General features: G+C 54.3%; 15 protein-coding genes. 8 read left to right on the plus strand and 7 right to left on the minus strand.

Annotated elements, in window-relative coordinates; all coding sequences use genetic code 11:
• Together BLR09_RS20110 and BLR09_RS20115 are read right to left on the minus strand one after the other, a co-directional pair.
• A complete protein-coding gene (locus BLR09_RS20110) occupies positions 1-609 on the minus strand; it encodes a DUF4230 domain-containing protein (RefSeq protein ID WP_093207231.1) in 609 nt (202 codons plus the stop codon).
• A gap of 12 nt (positions 610-621) precedes the next feature.
• A complete protein-coding gene (locus BLR09_RS20115; RefSeq protein WP_093207233.1) occupies positions 622-1,623 on the minus strand; it encodes a phenylacetate--CoA ligase family protein in 1,002 nt (333 codons plus the stop codon).
• Positions 1,624-1,746: 123 nt separating this feature from the next.
• Here BLR09_RS20115 and BLR09_RS20120 point away from each other — a divergent pair, with 123 nt between their 5' ends.
• Complete coding sequence (locus BLR09_RS20120) at positions 1,747-2,256, plus strand: hypothetical protein (RefSeq protein ID WP_093207236.1); 510 nt, start codon at positions 1,747-1,749, stop codon at positions 2,254-2,256.
• Positions 2,257-2,284: 28 nt separating this feature from the next.
• Here the strand turns inward: BLR09_RS20120 and BLR09_RS20125 are convergent, their stop codons facing one another.
• Positions 2,285-3,529 (minus strand): sensor histidine kinase, encoded by a 1,245-nt coding sequence (locus BLR09_RS20125; protein ID WP_245689966.1) that lies wholly within the window; start codon positions 3,527-3,529, stop codon positions 2,285-2,287.
• A 160-nt stretch (positions 3,530-3,689) separates the two neighbouring features.
• On the opposite strand from BLR09_RS20125, the gene BLR09_RS20130 reads away from it, so the two are divergent.
• From BLR09_RS20130 to hemA, 3 genes are all read left to right on the plus strand, one after another.
• Positions 3,690-4,142 (plus strand): hypothetical protein, encoded by a 453-nt coding sequence (locus BLR09_RS20130; protein ID WP_093207238.1) that lies wholly within the window; start codon positions 3,690-3,692, stop codon positions 4,140-4,142.
• Positions 4,143-4,242: 100 nt separating this feature from the next.
• Positions 4,243-4,731: a group I truncated hemoglobin gene (locus BLR09_RS20135; protein WP_093207241.1), complete on the plus strand. Its 489-nt coding sequence runs from the start codon at positions 4,243-4,245 to the stop codon at positions 4,729-4,731.
• Between the two features lie 274 nt (positions 4,732-5,005).
• Complete coding sequence (gene hemA, locus BLR09_RS20140) at positions 5,006-6,274, plus strand: glutamyl-tRNA reductase (RefSeq protein WP_093207243.1); 1,269 nt, start codon at positions 5,006-5,008, stop codon at positions 6,272-6,274.
• Positions 6,275-6,556: 282 nt separating this feature from the next.
• Here the strand turns inward: hemA and BLR09_RS20145 are convergent, their stop codons facing one another.
• Positions 6,557-7,420, minus strand: a complete 864-nt coding sequence (locus BLR09_RS20145) for an AraC family transcriptional regulator (RefSeq protein WP_093207246.1) — start codon at positions 7,418-7,420, stop codon at positions 6,557-6,559.
• Between the two features lie 134 nt (positions 7,421-7,554).
• On the opposite strand from BLR09_RS20145, the gene BLR09_RS20150 reads away from it, so the two are divergent.
• The 4 genes from BLR09_RS20150 (at position 7,555) to BLR09_RS20165 (ending at position 13,811) form a co-directional block, all read left to right on the plus strand.
• A complete protein-coding gene (locus tag BLR09_RS20150) occupies positions 7,555-8,394 on the plus strand; it encodes a sugar phosphate isomerase/epimerase family protein (protein ID WP_245689967.1) in 840 nt (279 codons plus the stop codon).
• 21 nt (positions 8,395-8,415) lie between these two features.
• Positions 8,416-9,540 (plus strand): Gfo/Idh/MocA family protein, encoded by a 1,125-nt coding sequence (locus tag BLR09_RS20155; RefSeq protein WP_093207250.1) that lies wholly within the window; start codon positions 8,416-8,418, stop codon positions 9,538-9,540.
• Between the two features lie 87 nt (positions 9,541-9,627).
• Entirely contained in the window at positions 9,628-13,368 is a 3,741-nt protein-coding gene (locus BLR09_RS20160) for a PVC-type heme-binding CxxCH protein (RefSeq protein WP_093207253.1), read from the plus strand.
• A gap of 119 nt (positions 13,369-13,487) precedes the next feature.
• On the plus strand, positions 13,488-13,811 hold the full coding sequence (locus BLR09_RS20165; RefSeq protein ID WP_093207255.1) for a DUF7668 domain-containing protein: 324 nt from the start codon (positions 13,488-13,490) through the stop codon (positions 13,809-13,811).
• Between the two features lie 80 nt (positions 13,812-13,891).
• Here the strand turns inward: BLR09_RS20165 and BLR09_RS20170 are convergent, their stop codons facing one another.
• From BLR09_RS20170 to BLR09_RS20180, 3 genes are all read right to left on the minus strand, one after another.
• The gene (locus BLR09_RS20170) at positions 13,892-15,514 is read right to left on the minus strand and encodes a RagB/SusD family nutrient uptake outer membrane protein (protein WP_093207258.1); all 1,623 of its coding nucleotides are present in this window, start codon (positions 15,512-15,514) and stop codon (positions 13,892-13,894) included.
• A gap of 36 nt (positions 15,515-15,550) precedes the next feature.
• Positions 15,551-18,667 (minus strand): SusC/RagA family TonB-linked outer membrane protein, encoded by a 3,117-nt coding sequence (locus BLR09_RS20175; protein WP_093207260.1) that lies wholly within the window; start codon positions 18,665-18,667, stop codon positions 15,551-15,553.
• 652 nt (positions 18,668-19,319) lie between these two features.
• The gene (locus BLR09_RS20180; protein WP_093207263.1) at positions 19,320-20,873 is read right to left on the minus strand and encodes a SusD/RagB family nutrient-binding outer membrane lipoprotein; all 1,554 of its coding nucleotides are present in this window, start codon (positions 20,871-20,873) and stop codon (positions 19,320-19,322) included.
• Positions 20,874-20,893 lie beyond the last annotated feature (20 nt).

The following is a 20,893-nucleotide window of genomic DNA, read 5'->3' on the forward strand; positions in this document are numbered from 1 at the left end:
TCATTTCGGATTTTCAATCGTTCCTTTCATCCGGTACCGGAGCAATACTTTTTTCCCGGACACTTTCTCCAGCATCGGGCGAAGTATCTTCTCTGCATTCTGCTTTGTCTGGTCCAGAATACCCATATCGATGGCCGATTGCGCTACCTGGGTTTCGGCTTTCTTAAAGGCTTCTTCAATGAGCAGAGCTTCGTCCGTAAACGCAAACTCAGTATTGTAAACCTTTGATTTCGAGTGGTCTACGCGAGCAACGCAAATTTCGGGGTCGGGTAGCCGGATAATGAGTGAATCCCGGGATTCGCCCAGATCTGCTACCGTCATATGCGTCAGGTCCAGACAGCCTACGGCTTCTCCCTGGATGATCAGCAATGCCTTGGCATCCGGGAGGTACTGGCGGGTAATCTGCTGGTCCACAACATCCCGGAAGTTATAGCGGACCAGCTCCAGTTTTCCGAGCGACGTGATTTCCTTCAGCACCAGGGAATGATTGGAGCTGATCTCCGGCGTGTCGCCGAAGGACAGCCATTTTTTGGATTTCACTTCTTCCCATCCCCAGATAATTCCGGCGACGACAAGTACAAGCAGCAGCAGGCGAATCAGAAAACGCATAGCCTTATCGGGTTAGAGTACCATCAGGTTACAGCCGCGGATATCGGAGTTGTCGAATCGCCCCAGAATCCGGAAGGAGCCGTCAGGACCGGAATTGGCCAAATCCTTTGTTTCCAGAAAACAGCAGGAATCTACATTGGCCAGGTCGATGACGTTGACACCCCCGGCCCGCACGCTGCCGTCGGTATAATAGGTAAAAGGATCGTTCACATCCCGGAGAATGACGCGCATACCCGGCGGCAGGTGAAACAGCCCTTCGCCGGCGGAATACCCCTGTGAAAGCAGCTCCGTCATGCCATACTCCGAGTGAATAGCCGGAACGTGGAAGGCGCCGGTCAGTATTTCATGTACTTCTTCCCGCAGCATCTCCCGGCGCCGGCCTTTCATACCGCCTGTTTCCATGACGATGAGCCGGTCTCCCGAAATAGCCGGTTCGGCTTCCGCCAGATCGAGCAGGGCGAAAGTGACGCCGATGAGGAGAATTTTCCGGTCGCCCGTTTGCTGCAAAACCTGCATCCGTTCCAGCAGCTCATCGGTATTATGGAGGTAAAACCCGGAATGTTCGGACCTGGTTTTCTCAGCAAAATACCGGACCATATGTACCAGAGAGGAATTGTTCCGCTCTAGGTAGGAGGGAAGGAGGGCCAGGATATGGTAGTCGGTCAGCGGACCGTAAAAACGATGGAATATCTGTTCGCTGACGGCATCGTAAAAATCAGGATCGGAAACATAATGCCGGCTGGTAATCTGCCCGGTAGTGCCGCTGCTGGCAAAAACCACACGGGCGGGCTCGCGGGTGCTGACGACTTCATGCGATTTGAAAAACTCAATCGGCAGGAAAGGTATCTCCGTTACCGTCCGGACCGAAGCCGGGGAAATACGCAGATGGGAAAGGTATTCCCGGTAAACGGGGTTCTGGCTGGCCTGAAACTGAAAAATAGCGAGGCAGAGGTCGTCAAACGAGGATTCGGTGACGGACAGGACCCGGTTTTTCAACTGATTCAGATACAACATGGAAACGAAGAATGGGAAAAGCGGCAAACCATACCGCGCAAACATAAACAATTTACCACCGCTGTTGTGTAACTTTCAGCCGGTTCTGCCGTTTATGACAGTACAGAAAAGAGTAAGGTTCCTATGAAACGTTTATTTTTGGTATTAGCCCTTTTGTCCGCCGGTATCGGGTTTTACAGTTGTACGCCCGAGCCGCATTTCGATAATGTCCCGGTGATCACCTTCGAAAGCATTTCGAAGAACACCAAGCTGGACGGCTTCGGAAACAAGACAGACTCGCTCGTCATCGCAGTTAAGTTTCAGGACGGAGACGGGGACCTCGGCGTATCTTCCACCCTGAAGGAAGATTCTCTCCTCTATAAAACTACCTATAATTATCAGGTACGTACCTTTCGTCAGGTAAAAGGCGCACCGGTGGAGATATCACAAACAATATCAAACTCCGGTAACTTTCCCCGGCTGCGCGACGATAACAAAATCGGGCCGATAGAAGGAACGCTTTCCCGGGCTATTCTGATCTACCCCGGGACCGTCCCGAAAAACGATACCCTTTCGTTCAAGATCAAAATCATGGACAGAGCCCGAAACGTCAGTAACGAAATATCCACGACGCAGGTAGTCGTAAATCAATAAAAAAGGAGCGGCCCGCAAGCCGCTCCTTTTAGTTTTTTTCGGGAATGGAAATCCGGAAGGTCGTTCCCTTTCCGGGTTCTGAAGCGCGGACGAACAATTTTCCGCGGTGGTAATTCTCAATGATCCGTTTGGCCAGGGTAAGCCCCAATCCCCAGCCGCGCTTTTTGGTACTGAAACCCGGATTGAAGACACTCTTCCAGTTGGATTTCGGGATACCTTTTCCTGAATCCCGGATATCGAGGATTACCTGATCGCCTTTCTGATGAAGGTGGATGTGCAATTCGCCGACACCTTCCATTGCATCAACGGCATTCTTGCAGAGGTTTTCGATGACCCATTCAAAAAGATAGCGGTTTACGGGTACCAGCTTGCCTTCCGGCAGCTCATTGACAATTTCCCAGCGGATTTTGGAAGAGACCCGCCGCTTGAGGTAATTGACGAACTGCTCGATGTGCCGCGCCAGGGGTTCGGGCGTCAGCGTAGGTACCGAGCCGATGTTGGAGAAGCGGGCCGTGATGGTTTCGAGCCGCTCGACGTCCTTCTCCACTTCCAGCACAAACTCCGGTTCATAGCGGTCGGGATCGGTTTTGAAGTACTCGACCCATCCTTTCAGGCCCGACAGCGGCGTACCCAGCTGATGTGCTGTTTCTTTCGCCAGGCCTACCCATACCCGGTTTTGTTCCGACCGCCGGGCGGCGCTGAAGGCGAGGTAGGCGAGGTATCCGAAAACGAGCAAGCCCAGAAACATCACCAGCGGATAATACTGAAGCTGCGTGAAGAGGAAGGAGTGGCTGAAGTATACATACCCTTTGCCGAAACCGCCATTGAATTCTTTCGGAGGATGCAGCGTCCGGAATTCCTCTGCTTTGGCTTTCAGAAAAGCGCGCTCGTCAGTATTCTTCGGAACGACGAGGTTCTTTCCCTGGTACTGGCCCTGATACTCAATGATAACCGGTATTTCGGTATTGGCTTTGACGACCTTATCCATGAAAAAATTCAGGTCGGTATCGAGCGGGCTGGTCAGGGCGTACTCCATACTTTCCGCATAGAGCTTGACTTCTTCCTCCTCGTGCGCTTCAAGCTTGGCAATAAGCGATTGGGTGTAATAGAACCATCCCCCCGAAAAGAGCAGGAGGATGACAAGGATCCCGACTTTGACCTGGTTCTTCTGCTGGTATAAATCCCCCGACAGCATCCGCGCGGACAAGCTTCCTTTCCTGCTTTCCGGGCGGCTTGTTCCTGCCGGTCGGGTACTTTCAATACTATTTTTCATACTGAGAAAACCAACGAAAAAAACGTGACGTAAATATAGCAGAGTCCATAAATACCCTGCCTTTATACAAACGTTCCGGTCTGTTCAGCGGCCTGCCAGTATGCGGCGGGGTGTCGTGGTCTGCTATTGAATTAACAACGAACCACACACCTTTTGAATCATGAAACCGCTTTCCAAACGGATCCGATGGATCCTGCTCATTTTCCTGCTGCCATTTCTGGGATTAGTTGTCTGGGCCAATTGGGAGGAACCTCCTTTGTCGGCTTATTTTCCACCTGTAGCCTGGGCATCCTATCAGGTCGTCGGACTGAAGACGGCTGATCAGGCAAGCATGCTGGACGACCGGCTGCTTCGTATTTCCGGTGTTCATTCCTGCAATATCAATCCGCAGAATCAGTTTGCCATTCTCAGCTATAACCCGGACGAAGTAGGCGAAGACCGTCTGCGTCAGGCGTTCACGCAGGAGGGGATGTTTCGGCTTGCCGCGCCTCAATGGAAGACCTGGGAGGGTGATCCCGGGCCGCAATGCCCCGTTCCGGCTTCGTACATCGAAAAAATAAACCGCCTGAAGTTCGCGCTCAGCGTCCGGAAGTTCTTCTCCGAATATTACTGACCATTCCGGTTGTCCGGAATACCTGCCCCCGGTTGCAAAGCCGGGCGGAGGGGCGCTATTACCCAAACCTTTTCTTTTTCAATTCTAACTTGTTACGACAATGTTCAAACGTATGCTCCCGCTTGCCCTGTTGGTGGCAGGCACCCTCACCTTCTCTTCATGTAAGAAAAACGACGACACGCCCGCTACACCGTCTCTGTATACCCGTTTGGGCGGTAATGCTGCCATTACCAAGGTGGTCAACGACTTTGCCGGCAACGTCGTAGCGGAAACCCAGACTGCGAATTCCAAACTGCTCCGGACGTTCAAGCCGCTTGTGGATGCTGCCAAAGCAGGCGATCCCACCCGCGCGAACAACCTCGTCAACAACCTGATCAATCAGATCGGTCAGGCAACGGGCGGCCCGGAAAAGTACATGGGAAAAGACATGATGACGGCCCACAAAGGGATGAAAATTACCGACGATGAGTTTACCGCCCTCGTCAACGAGCTTGTCAAAGCACTTGACAAGAACAGCGTGCCCTCGCAGGAGAAAACAGAACTGTTGACCATTCTCGGCGGCCTGAAAGGGCAAATAGTTGGACAATAGCGTCAGGTCAGGCAACGTGGCGCGTATTGCGCGCCACGTTCTTCTGAGCTTGTGGCAGAGGGTATGGGGCCGGTTTATGTCCCAAATGTCAGGATGTTCGTCCCAAAGTGACAAAAATCATTGGCTGGCCTTTTGATACACGTTAATCTTGTTTCCGAAAAATGAGCTGTCCTGCTCAAGCAATTTTGAAAGATTCTAAATAGTTCGGAAAGGGATTTTTCGCAGAGGAGTGTGGGTTATCCTGTCGTACTTTTGTGTGATTTTCGTGAAGGAGATGACTAATACGTTTCGAGCAATCAGTTTATCGTATAAAACGGCCCCCCTTTCTATCCGGGAGCAGGTCGCTGTTGACGAGAACGAAGCAAAGACATTTTCCCTGAAACTGAAGGAAATGTTCGGTTTTCAGGACATTCTCGTGGTTTCGACCTGTAACCGCACGGAAGTATACTACACTTCGGCGGATTCGTTCGCGGAGCAGATCATCAAGCTGCTCGCGATCGAGAAGGGTATTGAAAATCCCGCAGAACTTCTTCCGCTTTTTGAGGTGATGGACGATCAGCGTCTGGCTGTCCGTCATTTGTTTGAGGTAGCGACGGGCCTGCATTCTCAGGTAGTCGGTGATCTTCAGATTCCGAATCAGGTAAAACATGCGTACCAGTGGTCGGCCGATGTCGACGTTGCCGGTCCGTTCCTTCACCGCCTGATGCACACCATTTTCTTCTCGAGCAAGCGGGTTGCTCAGGAAACCAGCTTCCGTGACGGAGCCGCTTCTGTTTCCTATGCAGCCGTTGAACTCATCGAGGACCTGACCCGTAACCATACCCTGCCGAAAGTACTGATCGTCGGGCTTGGGGAAATCGGTTCGGATGTAGTAAAAAACCTGGATGACAAGCAGTTTGCCCAGATTACCCTGCTGAACCGTACCCGTGCCAAATCCGAGAACCTCGCCGAAGGGAAGGATTACCGCGTGGCAGAGTGGGAAAACCTGGAAGCGGAAGTAGCTCATGCCGACGTCATCGTGTCGTCTGTGCGCCTGGATACACCGCTCTTTACGAAGCAATTTGTAGAAAACCTTAATATTCTGACGTTCAAGTACTTCATTGATCTGTCTGTTCCCCGAAGTGTGGAGCAGGAGGCGGAGGAAGTACCCGGGACGTTGCTGTATTCGATCGACGATATTCAGTCGAAAGCGAATGCGGCGTTGCAGAAGCGGCTTGAGGCCGTTCCTCAGGTCCACCAGATTCTGGACGAGGCGATGGCCGGATTCGAAGACTGGTCAAAAGAAATGTCGATTTCTCCGACGCTTCAAAAGTTCAAGAATGCGCTGGATCAGATCCGCAAGGAAGAGCTGTCCCGTCAGCTGAAAAACCTGACGCCGGCAGAAGCAGAGAAATTTGACAAGCTCACCGCCAACATCATCAACCGGATTCTCCGGTCGCCGGCGGTCAGCCTCAAGAATGCCTGTCGCCGCGGCGATCAGGACCAGCTCGCCGAATACCTGGTAGAGCTCTTCGATCTCGAAAAACAAACGATGCACTCCTGAGTCGTAGGGAGTGACTGATAGCAAAGAGCGGGCGGGTAATCGTCCGCTTTTTTGTTGGGGCTATCGGCGGTCGGCTTTCGGCAATCAGCTTTCGGCTTTAAGCTGTAGGCGATAAGCTATAGGCAGGAGGTCGGGAGCCGGATTTCCGGAAAGTACTTTATAGAATACTGATTATCAGAAAAGTAATTCGACTACCCAACAGGCGTCAGACATGCGTCGCCACGACCTAAGGCCTATCACCTACAGCTTAAAGCCGATAGCTGATTGCCGAAAGCCGACCGCCTACCTGTACGCCCGCTGGTACTGCGCCGGTGTCATGCCGGTCACGTCTTTGAACTGGCGGTTGAAGTTGGATATCGTGTTGAAGCCGCTTTCATAGCATATCTGCGTGACGGTACTCTTTCCTTCGATCAGCAGCTTGCAGGCATAGCCGATGCGCACTTCGCTGACAAATTCCGAAAACGTCCGGTTTGTCCGGGTCTTGAAATACCGGCAGAAGGCTGACGAGCTCATCCCCGCGAGCGAAGCCACTTCATCCAGCCGGATATCCTGCCGGAAATGATCGAGCACATAGTCATGCACTTTCTGCATGCGCTCCGTTTCCGAAACCTTGTGGTTATTGACATACCCGAAGCTCGCAATCGGCTGGCAATCGGGCGATTGCGACAGCTCATCCAGCAAAGTCAATAACTGCAGAATAGCCTGAAATCCATTGGCTTTGAGTAAGTTGAACATGCTTTCGCGGACACTGTCACGATAGCTTGCCTGAATTTCAAATCCCCGGACCGACTCGGCGAAAAATCCCTGGAGGACGTGCATTTCCGGTCGGGAGAAGAAATCATTTCCCAGAAAGTCTTCCGTAAAATAAACAACCACGCCCCGCGTCTGAAGGACCGAACCCTGCTGGAAGTACGATGGGTCGCTCCGCCAGAGGTGCGGAATATTCGGACCGAGAAAAACGGTATCGCCCGGTTCGAACGGCTGGATATTGTCGCCGATAAACCGCGTTCCGGTACCTTCTATGACTGTAAATAATTGATAATGAGGGTGGAAGTGCCAGTTCGGGTCGAAGTGCGGCGCAACCAGCTCCTGCATGGTAAAGGAAGCGACCTGATTTTCGATGGATTTCCGTAAAGCTGACCTCATAGCAGGGGTATTCTTTATTTTGATACAATAGGAGACTGGCTTCTGCAAAATAGGTCAAAATTCAGTAACTGATGGTCAAAACGGACGGAGTTTTTATCATTTTTCCCTAATAAAATTGCATCATGATCTACAGCATGAATCTGCTCCTTTGGGGCAACGACCTGAATCCATCGTTTTTCCCGACCCTGGAGAAGATCAGAGAGATCGGCTTCGGGGGCGTGGAGATTCCCATTTTTGATACGAACCCTGCTTCCTGGGAGCCGTGGGTAAAGAAGCTTGACGAGCTCGGTTTGCAGCGGCAGGCGGATACCTTCTGCGGCGCAGATACCAACCTCATCAGCCCGGATGCGGCCGTGCGTGCCCATGCGCTGGAGCACCTGAAGCGGTGCATCGACTGCGCTGCGCTCCTCGGCGCACCGCACCTGATGGGGCCGTTTCACTCCGCACTGGGGGTATTTTCCGGCGCTCCGGCCACCGGGGAAGAGTGGAAGCGGGGCGTAGAAGGCATTTACAACCTCGCGGAATATGCACAGCAGCAGGGCGTGGTACTCGGACTGGAGTACCTCAACCGGTTTGAGCTCTACCTCACGAGCTGCGGCGAAGAGCTGGTTCGTTTCGTGGACGACGTCAATCACCCCGCCTGCCGGATCATGTTTGATACCTTCCACGCCAATATTGAAGAGAAAAACCTCGGCGATTGCATCCGGAACATGGGCGACCGCATCGCATTCGTGCAATTGTCGGAAAATGACCGGTCGACGCCGGGTAAAGGACACGTCCCCTGGGACTCTGTCTTCCAGGCGCTTACGGATATCGATTACCAGGGATGGCTGAGTATCGAAGCTTTCAGCCCGAAACTGACCGCTGCCAATATCTGGCGCAAAATGTTTGATTCAGAAGAGCAGCTTATGCGGGACGGCCTGGCCTTTATTCAGGGTGAATGGGAACCCCGCCGGGCGAGCCTCGTCAGATAACTGATTACAACTCAACTTCGTATGTCAAAGAAAATCAACATTGCGATTGTCGGCCTCGGCTTCGGGGCAGAATTTATCCCCATTTATCAGCGTCATCCGAATGCGAACATGTACGCGATCTGCCAGCGTACGCCCGAGAAGCTCAATGCCATTGGCGATGCCTTCGGTGTGGACGTACGCTACACGGATTACGACGAACTGCTGAAGGATCCGAATATCGATGCCGTACACATCAATTCCCCGATTCCGAATCACGCCGAGCAAAGCCTGAAGGCGCTCCGCGCAGGCAAGCATGTAGCCTGTACGGTACCCATGGCAACGTCTGTGGAAGACTGCCTCGAAATCGTCAAAGCCTGCAAGGAATCCGGCAAGAAATACATGATGATGGAGACCGTGGTATATAGCCGTGAGTTTCTGTTTGTCAAGGATTTATATGAAAAAGGCGAGCTCGGGAAGGTACAATTCCTGAAAGCCAGCCACCAGCAGGACATGGAAGGCTGGCCGGATTACTGGCCCGGCCTCCCTCCGATGCACTATGCGACGCACTGCGTGGGTCCGGTGGCCGGTTTGCTGAAATCCCGCCCCGAATATGTTTCGTGCTTTGGTTCGGGGACGATCAGCGAAGACCTCGCTGCTATCCACAATTCTCCTTTTGCAGTAGAATCGGCTCATATCAAGTTCCGGGACAGCGACCTGGCGGCCTATGTATACCGCTCGCTGTTTGATACGGCCCGGCAATACCGCGAGAGCTTCGAGGTATACGGATCAAAGAAGTCGTTTGAATGGCCGTTGATCGAAGGAGAAGAAGCGGTGATCCATACCGCGAAGAAAGAGGAGCACGAGATCCCGGAGCGGGTGACGGTTCCCGATTTTGCACATTACCTGCCTGCTGAAATACAGGACTTTACGACGAAAGGTGTCTATGACATCGCCGACAATACCCACCTGAGCTTTACGCAGGGAGCGGGGCATGGCGGCTCGCACCCGCACCTGGTGAATGAATTCCTGACGGCGCTGGTGGAAGACCGTGACCCGTTCCCGAACGCGGTGCAGTCTGCCGAGTGGACCAGCGTTGGTATCCTGGCGCATGAGTCGGCCCTCCAGGGAGGCAAGATCCTGTATCTCCCGGATTTCGAGAAGGCTTGATCTGTTTGAAGAGGATGGTTTCGGCTTCCGATGTCATCCTGTTGTCTGAAACCATCCTGTTCGTTCGATTGCAAAAACTGATTCACTATGAAGAAAATTCTCGCGGTGCTGGCGGCCGTCTGCCTGTTGACGCTGACGTACTGTACGCGGCAACCCGCTTCGTCCGCCAAAAACACCGCAGGCCGGCGGATCGAGATTCTGTTTCTCGGCGATAACGGCCATCACCGCCCGATTCAGATGGCGCCGTTGCTCATGGCCGGTCTGGGTAACCGGGGTATCAACCTCACCTATACGGATAAGCTGGAAGACCTGAACCCGGAGTACCTGTCGAAATTCGACGGGTTGCTGGTATTTGCCAACTGGGATAGCATTCCGCCGGCGCCGGAAAAAGCGATGATCGATTTCGTGAAAGGCGGAAAAGGTATGATCGCCGTTCACTGCGCCTCCTGGTGTTTCCGGAATTCCGATGTATTTGTCAACCAGATGGTTGGCGGGCAGTTCTGGAAACACGGCTGGGATACCATTCAGCCGGTCTGGGCGAAGCCGGATCACCCGGCGATCTTCGGCGCCAACAAATTCAAGACGGTAGACGAGACCTACCTTCACTCCAAACTGGCGGCGGACAACGTCGTACTGACCGAGCGGATTATCGACGCCAAACAAGCCAAAGACAAACCCGGCAAAACGACTGAGCCCTATACCTGGGTGCGGAATTTCGGCAAGGGGCGCGTATTCTACACCGCCTACGGCCACGATCAGATTACCTGGAACCAGCCCGGTTTCCACGATCTGATGGAAAAAGGCATTAAGTGGGCCGTGGGCGATCAGGTGAGCCAACTCCTGAAGACGCTGAGCCCGGCGCCGTTTGCCTTCCACGAAGCGAACCTGCCGAACTACGAGCGGCGCCCCGGACCTCAGCTGGAGCAGGAGCCCCTGTCTCCGGAAGAATCCATGAAGCATATTCAGATTCATCCGGACTTCACGCTCAACCTCTTTGCGCAGGAGCCGAATGTCCAGCATCCGATTGCAATGACGTGGGATGAAAAGGGCCGTCTTTTCGTGATTGTCACACTTGACTATCCGAACGAACGGAAAGATGCCGGCGGAAAAGACTACATCCTTATGTGCGAGGATACCAATGGAGACGGCAAAGCCGACAAGTATACCCGCTTCGCCGAAAACCTGAGTATTCCGACGAGTCTAACGGCCTATGACGGCGGATTTATCGTCTCCCAGGCACCGGATATGCTTTTCCTGAAGGATACCGATGGCGACGGCAAAGCCGACGTCCGGAAAGTACTCATGACCGGTTTCGGAACGAGTGATACCCACGCCGGGCCGAGCAACCTGCACTATGGTTTTGACAACTGGATTTACGCCTGTATCGGTTATTCCGGCTTCAACGGAACCGTAGGGGGCAAAAAGCACCAGTTCGGGCAGGGCTTTTTCCGGTTCCGGCCGGACGGCTCTGAACTGGAATACCTGACGGGGACGTCGAACAATACCTGGGGCCTTGCTTTTGACGAAACGGGAAACCTCTTCGGGTCGACGGCCAACAATGATCACGGCTGGTACATGGCCATCCCCAACAGGTATCTTATGGGCTGGGAAAAACTGCGCCTCCGCGGCGGCCGCAGTACGGACACGCACAAGGACATGAAAGTACTGACGCGTATCCGGCAGGTGGACGTGTTTGGAGGCTATACCGCTGCAGCCGGGCATAACTTCTATACCGCTCGCGCGTTCCCGGAAAAATACTGGAATAAAGTGGCGTTTGTCGCGGAGCCTACCGGGCACATCGTCCACCTCAATACCCTGGAAAAAAGCGGTACGGATTACCACGACAAGAACGATTTCAACCTGATTGCCGGAGCAGATGAATGGTTTGCGCCGGTATTCGCCGAAACCGGCCCGGACGGCGCAGTGTGGGTCATCGACTGGTACAGCTTCATTATCCAGCACAACCCGACGCCGAAAGGATTTTCAAACGGGGCAGGAAATGCATATCAGACTGACCTGCGCGACAACAGCCACGGCCGTATCTACCGCCTCGCCTGGAAACAGGCGCCGGCCTACCGCCCGCTGAGCCTGTCGAAAGACCGGCCGGAAGAGCTGGTTGCGACATTGGCGAACAACAATATGTTCTGGCGGCAGACGGCCCAACGCATGATTGTTGAACGGAATAAGAAGGATGTCGTTCCGGGACTGATTGCCCTGGTGAAGAATACCTCACTGGACCAGATCGGTTCAAACCCCGGCGCGATTCACGCCTTGTGGGCGCTTCAGGGCCTCGGAGTACTCGACGGCTCGAACGCCGAGGCACTTGCCGCTGCGCAGGGAGCACTTCAGCACCCGTCGGCCCCGGTCCGGAAAACGGCTGTTCAGGTATTGCCGCGCAACGCCGCGACGGTATCGAAACTGCTTGCTGTGAATGCGCTTAACGACGCCGAGCCGCTGGTATCCCTGCAAACGTTGCTGGCTTTCGCCGATGCACCGGTGACGCCGGAAGTAGAGAAAGCGGTGACGACGGCACTTGGCAAGGCTTCTTTCGTCTCGGATCGCTGGCTGCCGGACGCACTGACATCTGTATTTACGGCGAACGATGCGGCACTATTGAAGAAATTCATCGCTCAGGCGCCTCGCAAGGGTGCGGAAGCCGCTCCGGCTGCCGCCGCTGCCGGGATGGATCACAGCCATCACGCGATGAACCACGGAGAGGAAAAGGCGGCATCCACGGGTCCGAAAGCCGATGTCGTTGTGACGGCTGTCAAAGCTTCCAACGCCAAACCGACGGTCCGGGAAGGTATCCGGTTTGGGGTGGAAGTGGAAAACCGCGGCTCGGCAGCCATCCCGAACGGTACGCCGATCGAGCTGGCCATCCGTGCCGAAGGTCCGAACCTGACGATCAACTGGGTGAGCTACACCTTTGTAAAAGGACTGGCGCCGGGCGAAAAGGCGGTGATCAATGAAAGCAATAACGGCCCCTGGGTAGGGGGTATGGGTTTCAACTCCGACGTTCCGGGGAACTTTGTCATCACGGTCAATGCCGATCCTGAAAACAAAATCTCCGAAAACAACGACAACAACAACAGCTTCCGGTACACCATTGCCTATCAGCCGTTGCAAAACCTGACCGGCTGGGTACTGGAAAACGCGTCGCGGGGTTACGCCGCCACGCAGGACGACGCAACCGTTCGCTCATACCTCACCCTCCTGAACGGCCTGAACGACAGCGATACCCGTGCCATCCTCGCCGGCCTGAAGCGCGGCTGGGATCCGAAGCGGAAACTGACGCCGACCGAGACAGACGCCGCGCTGCTGGCAAGTCTGGAAAAGGGCTTTTCGTCCGATAACCAGAAAGCCCTGAACGAGCTGAGCCAGGTGATGGGCCTGCGGAAGTCGGACGACGACAAAGTAGATCCCAATCTCCAGGTCGTGAAGCTGAAGACGGTGACGGAGAAGCTTCAGTTCAACCTGAAGGAGTTTACCGTTGTAGCCGGCCAGCCGGTAGAAGTGCAGATCGAAAACCCGGATCAGATGCAGCACAACTTCGTGATCGGAAAGCCGAAGTCGCTCGAAGCGATCGGCAAAGCCGCCGACGCGATGATCACGCGCCCGGATGCCGTGTACAAAAGTTATGTACCCGAAATTCCGCAGGTGATTATCGCCACGAAACTGATCAACCCGGATGAAAGTACATCATTGAAGTTTGTGGCCCCGACGCAGCCCGGCGAGTACGTGTATGTCTGTACTTTCCCCGGTCACTGGCGGATCATGAACGGTGTGATGAAGGTCGTTGCGACCAAAGAAGAGGCTTCGAAGAAGTAGAATGTTTAGAGCAATATCCGAATGTGAAACCCCGGCTGGATTCCTGCCGGGGTTTTTTGTGACAGGCGGACTGTTTGATATACGCGCTGCTGCGCATCTTTGTGCCAAACACACCTTCCATGCAACGACCCCAAATTGCAGACATCCTCGCCCGCGTGATCAGCGACCTCGCCGAAGGAGCCTATGATCACCTGGTTGCCAACGACAGGGATCAGATTCTGACTTCCGGTGAAATCGAGGAATCGATTGCCGATGCCGGTGGAAAGATCACCATGCCGCCTTCCGATGCTTTACTCGAATTCGAAGATTTCGGGGAGGAAGCGGATGACGAGCATTACATTGAATTTGAGCTATGGGTGGATGGCGAGCCCGGCGACCTGGTATTGTGCCTTAACGTATGGCAAACAGGAGAGTACGCCGTCGAGGCGATTCATGAACTCTGAAGCGCTCCTATAGCCTGACTGACTACTAAAAAACCCGCTCTGTTTCCGGAGCGGGTTTTTTAGTAGTCAAAAAGAAGCTATTACCACTTCGGATTCTGATTCAGCGCCGGATTCAGCGCGATTTCGTTGATCGGCAGCGGCCAGAGGTAGTCTTTGGCCGGGTCGAACTTCCGGAAGCTGGCGTCCTGTACGAGGATGTAGTTGTCGGGCGTCAGTCGGACGGAAGCGATGGTGCCAAACTCCGCTTTGAAGAAGTAGTTACCCAAAACAGCTTTCGGTAGTTCAACTTCCGCGGTTTTCCAGCGCATCAGATCCCAGTACCGGAACCCTTCCTGTGCCAGTTCTACCCTGCGCTCCCGGCGGATTTCATCCCGGATGTTGAGGTTATTCGTCGTTGCGAAAGCGTTCGTGAGCTTGGCAACGCCGCCGCGCTGGCGCAGGCGGTTGACCGTCAGGTCCAGGTCCGCATCGTTGATCGAGCCGTTCAGCTCATAGAGTGCCTCCGCATAGGTTACGAGCACTTCGGCATAACGGAGAATGGGCCGGTCGATGGTCGAAGCAGAGGTATTCCAGTCGTCTATGTTGGCCGTCTTCCGGAACATAAAGCCGGTTTTGTTGAAGACGAGGTTGGCGATATCGAAGATGGGTTTCGTCGTCATCATCGGGTCCCCTTTTTTCATGAAGGTATCGCTCATGCGGGTATCGCGGTCCACGAATACGTCCGTCGATACGACCGGCGCCTTATACAGCGGCGATACGCCGATCGGCAGGCCGTCTTTCATCAGGTAGGAATCCGCGAGGCTTTTCGTCGGGTTCAGGTTGCCGTTTTCCAGCGAACTCCGGTAGTAGGAGTGCGTCAGGACCCGTTCCGTGAGGGAGACACCGTATTGCTTGACGATGATGTTCTCCCGGTTCTGCCGCCCTTCACCCGCCATCTGAAAAAGATCAAAGTAGGCGCCGGAGAAGAGATCGTGCTGCTTGCTGTCGATAACGGCTTTGGCTGCGTCGGCTGCCGCTTTCAGGTGTTTGGCGGGTTCTCCGTAGTTGTGGTACTTGGCGCGGGTACCCTCAAACAGGGCCACGCGGGCCTTGAAAGCCAGGGCCGAGGTATTGCTGATGCGGCCGTAATCGGCTGTTCCGAGGGTGGTATGCGTCGGCAGTTTGGCGGCTGCAAAATCCAGGTCCTGGTAAATCTGATCGAAAATAGCCGCCCGCGGACTGGCCGGTGCTGACAGCTCCGGCGAGTTTTCGGTCAGGGTTTTCAGAATCAGGGGGACGTCTCCATACCGCTGAACCAGGTTGAAATACCCCCATGCGCGGAAAAACCGGGCTTCTGCCGTATACCGGTCGATGGCGCTCTGACTGGCAGCAGCGGCCGCTCTCGGGGCTTTCTCTACGATGTTGTTAGCCGCCCGGATCAGGTTGTAGTTGGTATTGTAGTTGCCGTCGGTGGCGGGAGCCAGCCGGGTGCCGTCGCTGATGTTGTTGGCGGCGAGACCGAAGGCATCGTCCGACCAGACATCGTCATTCCCCCAGGCCGGAAGGAATGTATACAGGTAATTCGCCGCCGTTTTCAGGTCTCCTTCCGAGCGCCAGTAGGTCTGGTCGCTGATGGATGTTTCGGGAAGCCGCTCCACGTTGCAGGCCGGCAATGCCACCGCCATCGTGAGGGCAATGACTACGTATTGGGTGAATGATTTCATGGAAATGCTAAGGTTCGTTCTACACATGACTGCCGATCAGAAAGAGATGTTCAGACCCAGGGAAGCGGTTGCGAAAAAAGGATAGTCGTTTTCGACGTTATCCCGCATTTCCGGATCGAAGTAGCCCTGGAACTTACCCAGGCCCGAAACGGTAAACAGGTCCTGGCCGGAGAAGAAGAACCGGGCCTGGCGCAGGTGTACTTTCTCGGTGAGTTTCGAAGGCAGCGTATACCCCAGTTGCAGGTTTTTCAGGCGCATGTAGGCGGCGTTCATCGTCCACTTGTCAGACGCCAGGTAGTTGTGCGTGCCGCCGGTATACGGCCGGGGGAAGAGCGCGTTGGTATGCTCCGGCGTCCAGTAGTCGGAGTGAATGGCCAGCGCCTGCTTCCAGGTAACGAGCAGCGGGGCAATTGCCTCCGGCGTCGGGCGGTAGTTCCGCTTGCCTACGCCCTGGAGGAAAACTGTCAGGTCAAACCCTTTCCATTGCGCACTCAGGGTAAAGCCAAACTGGTAGCGCGGGGTAGTTGTGCCGAGCAGGATCAGGTCTCCATGATCGGCGACGGTACCTTTTCCGACCGAAAGACGGCCGTCTCCGTTCTGATCGATATACCGGACATCGCCTGCGCCGGTCCGGCTGTCCTGGAAGGCGGCGTTTTTCACTTCGTCAGGCGTGTTGAAGTAACCGTTCGTCTGGTAGCCCCAGATGGTATTGATCGGGAACTTTTCGATCAGGTTGTTGGTGCCGGCGCTTACTACGGAGCGGCCGGAGTAGCTCAGGAGTTTGTTCTGGTTGTCGGAGATGTTGGCAGCTACCGAGTAGTTGAAATCCTTGCCGATCTGCCCGCGATACCGGACTTCCGCTTCCCAGCCCCAGGATTTCAGCTCTCCGTTGTTCTGGCGCGGCGTACCGATGCCGATCGTTCCGGGAAGCTGCATGGGCGTCAGCATGTTCCGGTTGAATTTGGCGTAATAGTCTCCCGTAAACTGAAGTTTATTCTGGAAGAAGCCGAGATCAATACCTACGTCGCTGGTTTCGATGGTTTCCCACGAAAGCGCTGCCGACGGAATCGAGCCCTGGAAGATATACGAAGCCCGTGAATCGCCGAGTACCAGGCTGGAACCGCGGCTCAGCTGGCTCAGGTAATCGTAGTACCCGATGTTGTCGCCGAGGGCGCCTCCCAGACGGCCCCAGGAACCCCGGAGCTTGAATTCCGTAAAGACCGGCAGCGCCTGGTTGAACCAGTTTTCCCGGTGAATATTCCAGCCGGCAGATACGGACGGAAATACTTTGGACCGGAAGCCGGGAGCAAGTTTGGAGCTTTCATCCTGGCGTACCGTCGCTTCGAAAAGGTACTTCCCGTCATAATTGTAGTTGAAGCGCGCAAAGACAGACTGGAACGCCCGTGCGTTGACATACTCGCTGTTGCTCTTGGTTTTATCGTCGCCGAGGTTCAGCGTCGGCAGGTCGTTGCTGACGAGGTTGGTCGATGTCGTCGAGACGCCTTCCTCCCGGTACTCTTCCCACTGATAGCCGCCCAATACGGTGAAATTGTGTTTTTCGCCGAGTTTCAGGTCATAGGTAGCGAGAAACTGGAGGTTGGTATTCCGGACGAGTTCGTTCGTAACCTGGTAGGAGTTCGGGTTGTTGGCATAGCTGAGAATCCGGGAACGTCCCCAGAAAGGTACCGTCCGCGCGAAAACTCTCCGGTTGGCCGGTCGGTACTGAAGACCGGCAATGCCTCTCAGTGTCAGGCCTTTGACGAAGTCGGCAGCCTGAAGCGTCGCCACACCGTCAAACTGACGCTTGTCGTAGTTGTTATAACCGCCTGATTCCAGCAGACCATAGGATTGGGCCGTTGATCCGGCGCCGTTGTACCGGCCTTCCGGCGTGAAGAACGGCGTACGGGTCCGGAGGCGATAGGCCTGGTAGAGCAAACCCTGCCCGTCTGTTCCGGCGGAAGATTGCCGGATGCGTTCGAGGGTATAGGAGAGGCGGGTATCGAGCGACAGGTGCTTGGTGAGCTGGGCCCCGAGGTTGACGCGGAGGTTATACCGGCGGTTGTTGTCCGGGCCGACCTTAAACACACCCTGCTTCTCGTAGTATCCGGCTGAAATCAGGAAGTTGACCTTGTCTGAACCGCCGCGTGCGGTGAGGTTGTGCGTCCGCATGACCGTGTATTTCCGGAGAAGCTGATCCGTGAGCGACTTTTGGTTGTAATACAGGTATGTGCCGGTATCAGCGGGGTTGACGACGTAGGGAATTTTATCGCGGATGCGCTGAAGATCTTCGTCGGTATACTCAGGAGCACTGCCGGAGTTCGTCCGCGCGAGGTTGGCGTACAGGGCTTCATCCATGAGGCTGAGGCGACCCGGAACGTTGATCGACCAGTCGGTACCGTATTGAGCGAGGTAGTCAAACGTCACTTTGCCGGCTTTCCCTTTTTTGGTGGTGATGAGCACCACGCCACCCGCAGCCTGCGCGCCATAGATCGCGGCGGCGGCGGCATCTTTGAGGATACTGATGCTTTCGATATCGTTCGGGTTGAGGGTCGTCATGGTGGAAATAGGCACGCTGACGCCGTCGAGCATGACCAGCGGATCCACGTTGCCGTTGGCCGAAGTCACACCGCGGATCTGGAGCCGGATGTTCTGGTTGCCGGGTTGTCCGCTCGTGCGGGTGATGGTAAGCCCCGGTGACACCCCCTGCAGGGCGTTGGCGAGCGTCGGCGAGGGGCGGTATTCCAGGGCTTTCGAGTCGACCGTGGAAACAGCGCCCGTCAGGTTTACTTTTTTCTGGGTACCATAGCCGACCACGACGACTTCGTCGAGTGCTTTTTCATTGCTTTTCAACTGTACGTCGATCACGAGTCTTCGCCCGACGACTATCTCCGTGCGTTCATGGCCGACAGAGCTGAACACAAGCACCGCATTTTCATTCGGGACGGAGATTTTGTAAAGGCCGTTGGCGTCGGTAGTGGCGCCGCGTGTGGTGCCTTTGAGCAGGATACTCACGCCGGGGAGGGCATCGCCTTTTTCATCGGTGACTTTCCCGGAAACGGAGATGTCGGCTGGCCGGGCAAAGGCTCCGATTCCTACCAGTAACTGGAGGAGAAAGAACCAGGCAAGACCATTTTTTTTGTAAAGGTTTTGCATTCTCATACGCGAATCTGAGGTTTTAAAAAGTGAGAAAGTTGTTTAGAACAGAGACAAAAAGGGTATAGGATCAACTGGTAGGTTGGCCGGATTACTGGGAAAACAAGGATAGTATTAAGTCGGAAACAGGAGATAAAAACACCAGGAGTAAGGACTGATCCTATTCTGGCAGCCGCAAACGAAAGACAACGTTCAGGTGCTAATCTGATAGCTGTTTATCGCCGTTTGTCGGTACTAATTACTCAGGCTAATGTAATGTTGGCTTTGTGTAATTAACTGGTAATAAGTAATTTAACTGCGATTCTCGAAGATTGTGTACGATAGACACGGACATTGGATTCTTGAAATTGAAGTGATTGTGCTGGAATTAAGACGGATGTTTTTGGATATTTCCCTTACTATTTTTCAAAGAGGCAGGTGAAAAAAGTATGGGCTCTCGCTTCGGGATATTCCGCAAGGCATCGTGAAGTACGGATGGAGAGGATAGTTGATCTTTTGTTCTCTGTCCCTGAGCCCGGATAAGTGAAGTATGTTGTTTTTGAAATTGAAGAAGGTGTATCAGATGTCTTACGGTACATCTTAGAGGACGGGCCCTGAAAAATCAAAAAGCCCGGATATTCTTATCCGGGCTTTTTGATTTTTCAGGCGTGTATTATTTCACATCCCAGAAAATCTTCGTCTTGATGTTATCCTTGCCCTTTACAGCATTGTAATTCACTGTATTGAGAGAAGCCTCGCTCGTCGGGTAAAGCAGACGGGTCGGAGGATTCGGAGCAGATGCTGAGCCGTTGTCAGTTGGGAACGGCAGGTTCAGCAGGCGGGTTCTCCGGTAATCCGACCATGCCTGATTCGCCTGCATAATCGTGAAGTCAATCCACTTTTGCGTTGCGATTTTTTTCAGGTTGTCAGTGCCATATGCCACGTTCGCGTTTGCCAGGAAGGCCGTAATTGCTGCTTCTGTGGGAACTGCTTCCTTGGCCCCGGTCCAGCTGCTGGCGTTGTTGATCGCAGTCCAGAAAGCGATAGACTGGCGAATGCCTGACTCGTAGGCCGTTTTAGCATTGCCGAGACCCCAGCGTTCGTTGGCTTCGGCGACGTTGAACCATGTTTCGCCTGATGTCATCAGAATACCCGGGAAGAGATCGTTCAGGTAGAACGTCGTCGAATCCCAGCGGGAGATTCCATTGGCAGTCACCGCGTCGGTATATTGGGTCGCAGTCCAGGTCTTGGATACACCCTGATAGGTGCCTTTCGACGTTTTGGTGAACAGAACTGCCAGACGGGGATCCTGCGAGGTGTTCATTACATCATTGACCATGGCTGCAGCCGGGTAGGGGTTGACAGCAAGGCCTTCACGCATAGCTGTTTTGGCTACCAGGTTGCTGTTTACGTCGCCCGCCTGAATGGTGATGCTTTCTTTGGCAGTAGCCGGCAGGGGATAGTTGGCCGGGTTGCTCAGAATGGTCGTTACAAGCGCTTTTGCTGTAGCTTCATCCTTGTAGGAAATCCGCATGGCGAGGCGCAGCATCAGTGCGTTGCAGTATTTTCTCCATTTCGCCAGATCGCCTTTGTTGACATAGTCATAGGAAGAGAACTGCGTCGCATAGAAGCTGGAGGGGGTCACAGTCGTCAAATAATCGGAGATACGCTTCAGGTCGGTGAGCAGGAACTTGTACGTCGTTTCAGCATCGTCATACGCCGGAAGGGTGATCGTTCCGTCGGCGTTCAGGCTGCCGGCAGCGGTGAAGGGAATGTCACCCCACATATCTATCATCTGCGCGGTCTGATCATACAGGAAGATCCGTCCGGTCTCCATGAAAAGCAGCAAGCCGGCTTTATCTTCCGCCGTGGCCAGGCCTTTATACACCTTCTCCATTTCCCGGTAGCGGGCCATGGTCTGGGTAAAGTAGATATCCCAGCGGGTCGAGGCATAAGCCGTCGGCTGCTCGTAAATGCCATTGCTCGTAATCGTTCCGGATGTCTGGCTGTAGTTGCCAAGGGCCGGTACCTGGAACGTGTAGAGGTTCCAGTAACGGGGAATGACAGCTTCGTTGAACAGCATCGCAGCCCAGAGACGCTGCACGTCGGCGCTCGTCGTCTTGTTGGGATTGAGGTACGCCTCGTCGATGGCGGCTTGCTTACACCCGCTCAGGAAGGCGCCGGAAGCAAGCAGAACGCAAAGGGTTATATTGAGAAGTCGTTTCATGTTAGAACTATGCTAGAGTC

This window comes from Siphonobacter aquaeclarae (assembly GCF_900103285.1).
Classification (GTDB): Bacteria; Bacteroidota; Bacteroidia; order Cytophagales; family Spirosomataceae; genus Siphonobacter; species Siphonobacter aquaeclarae.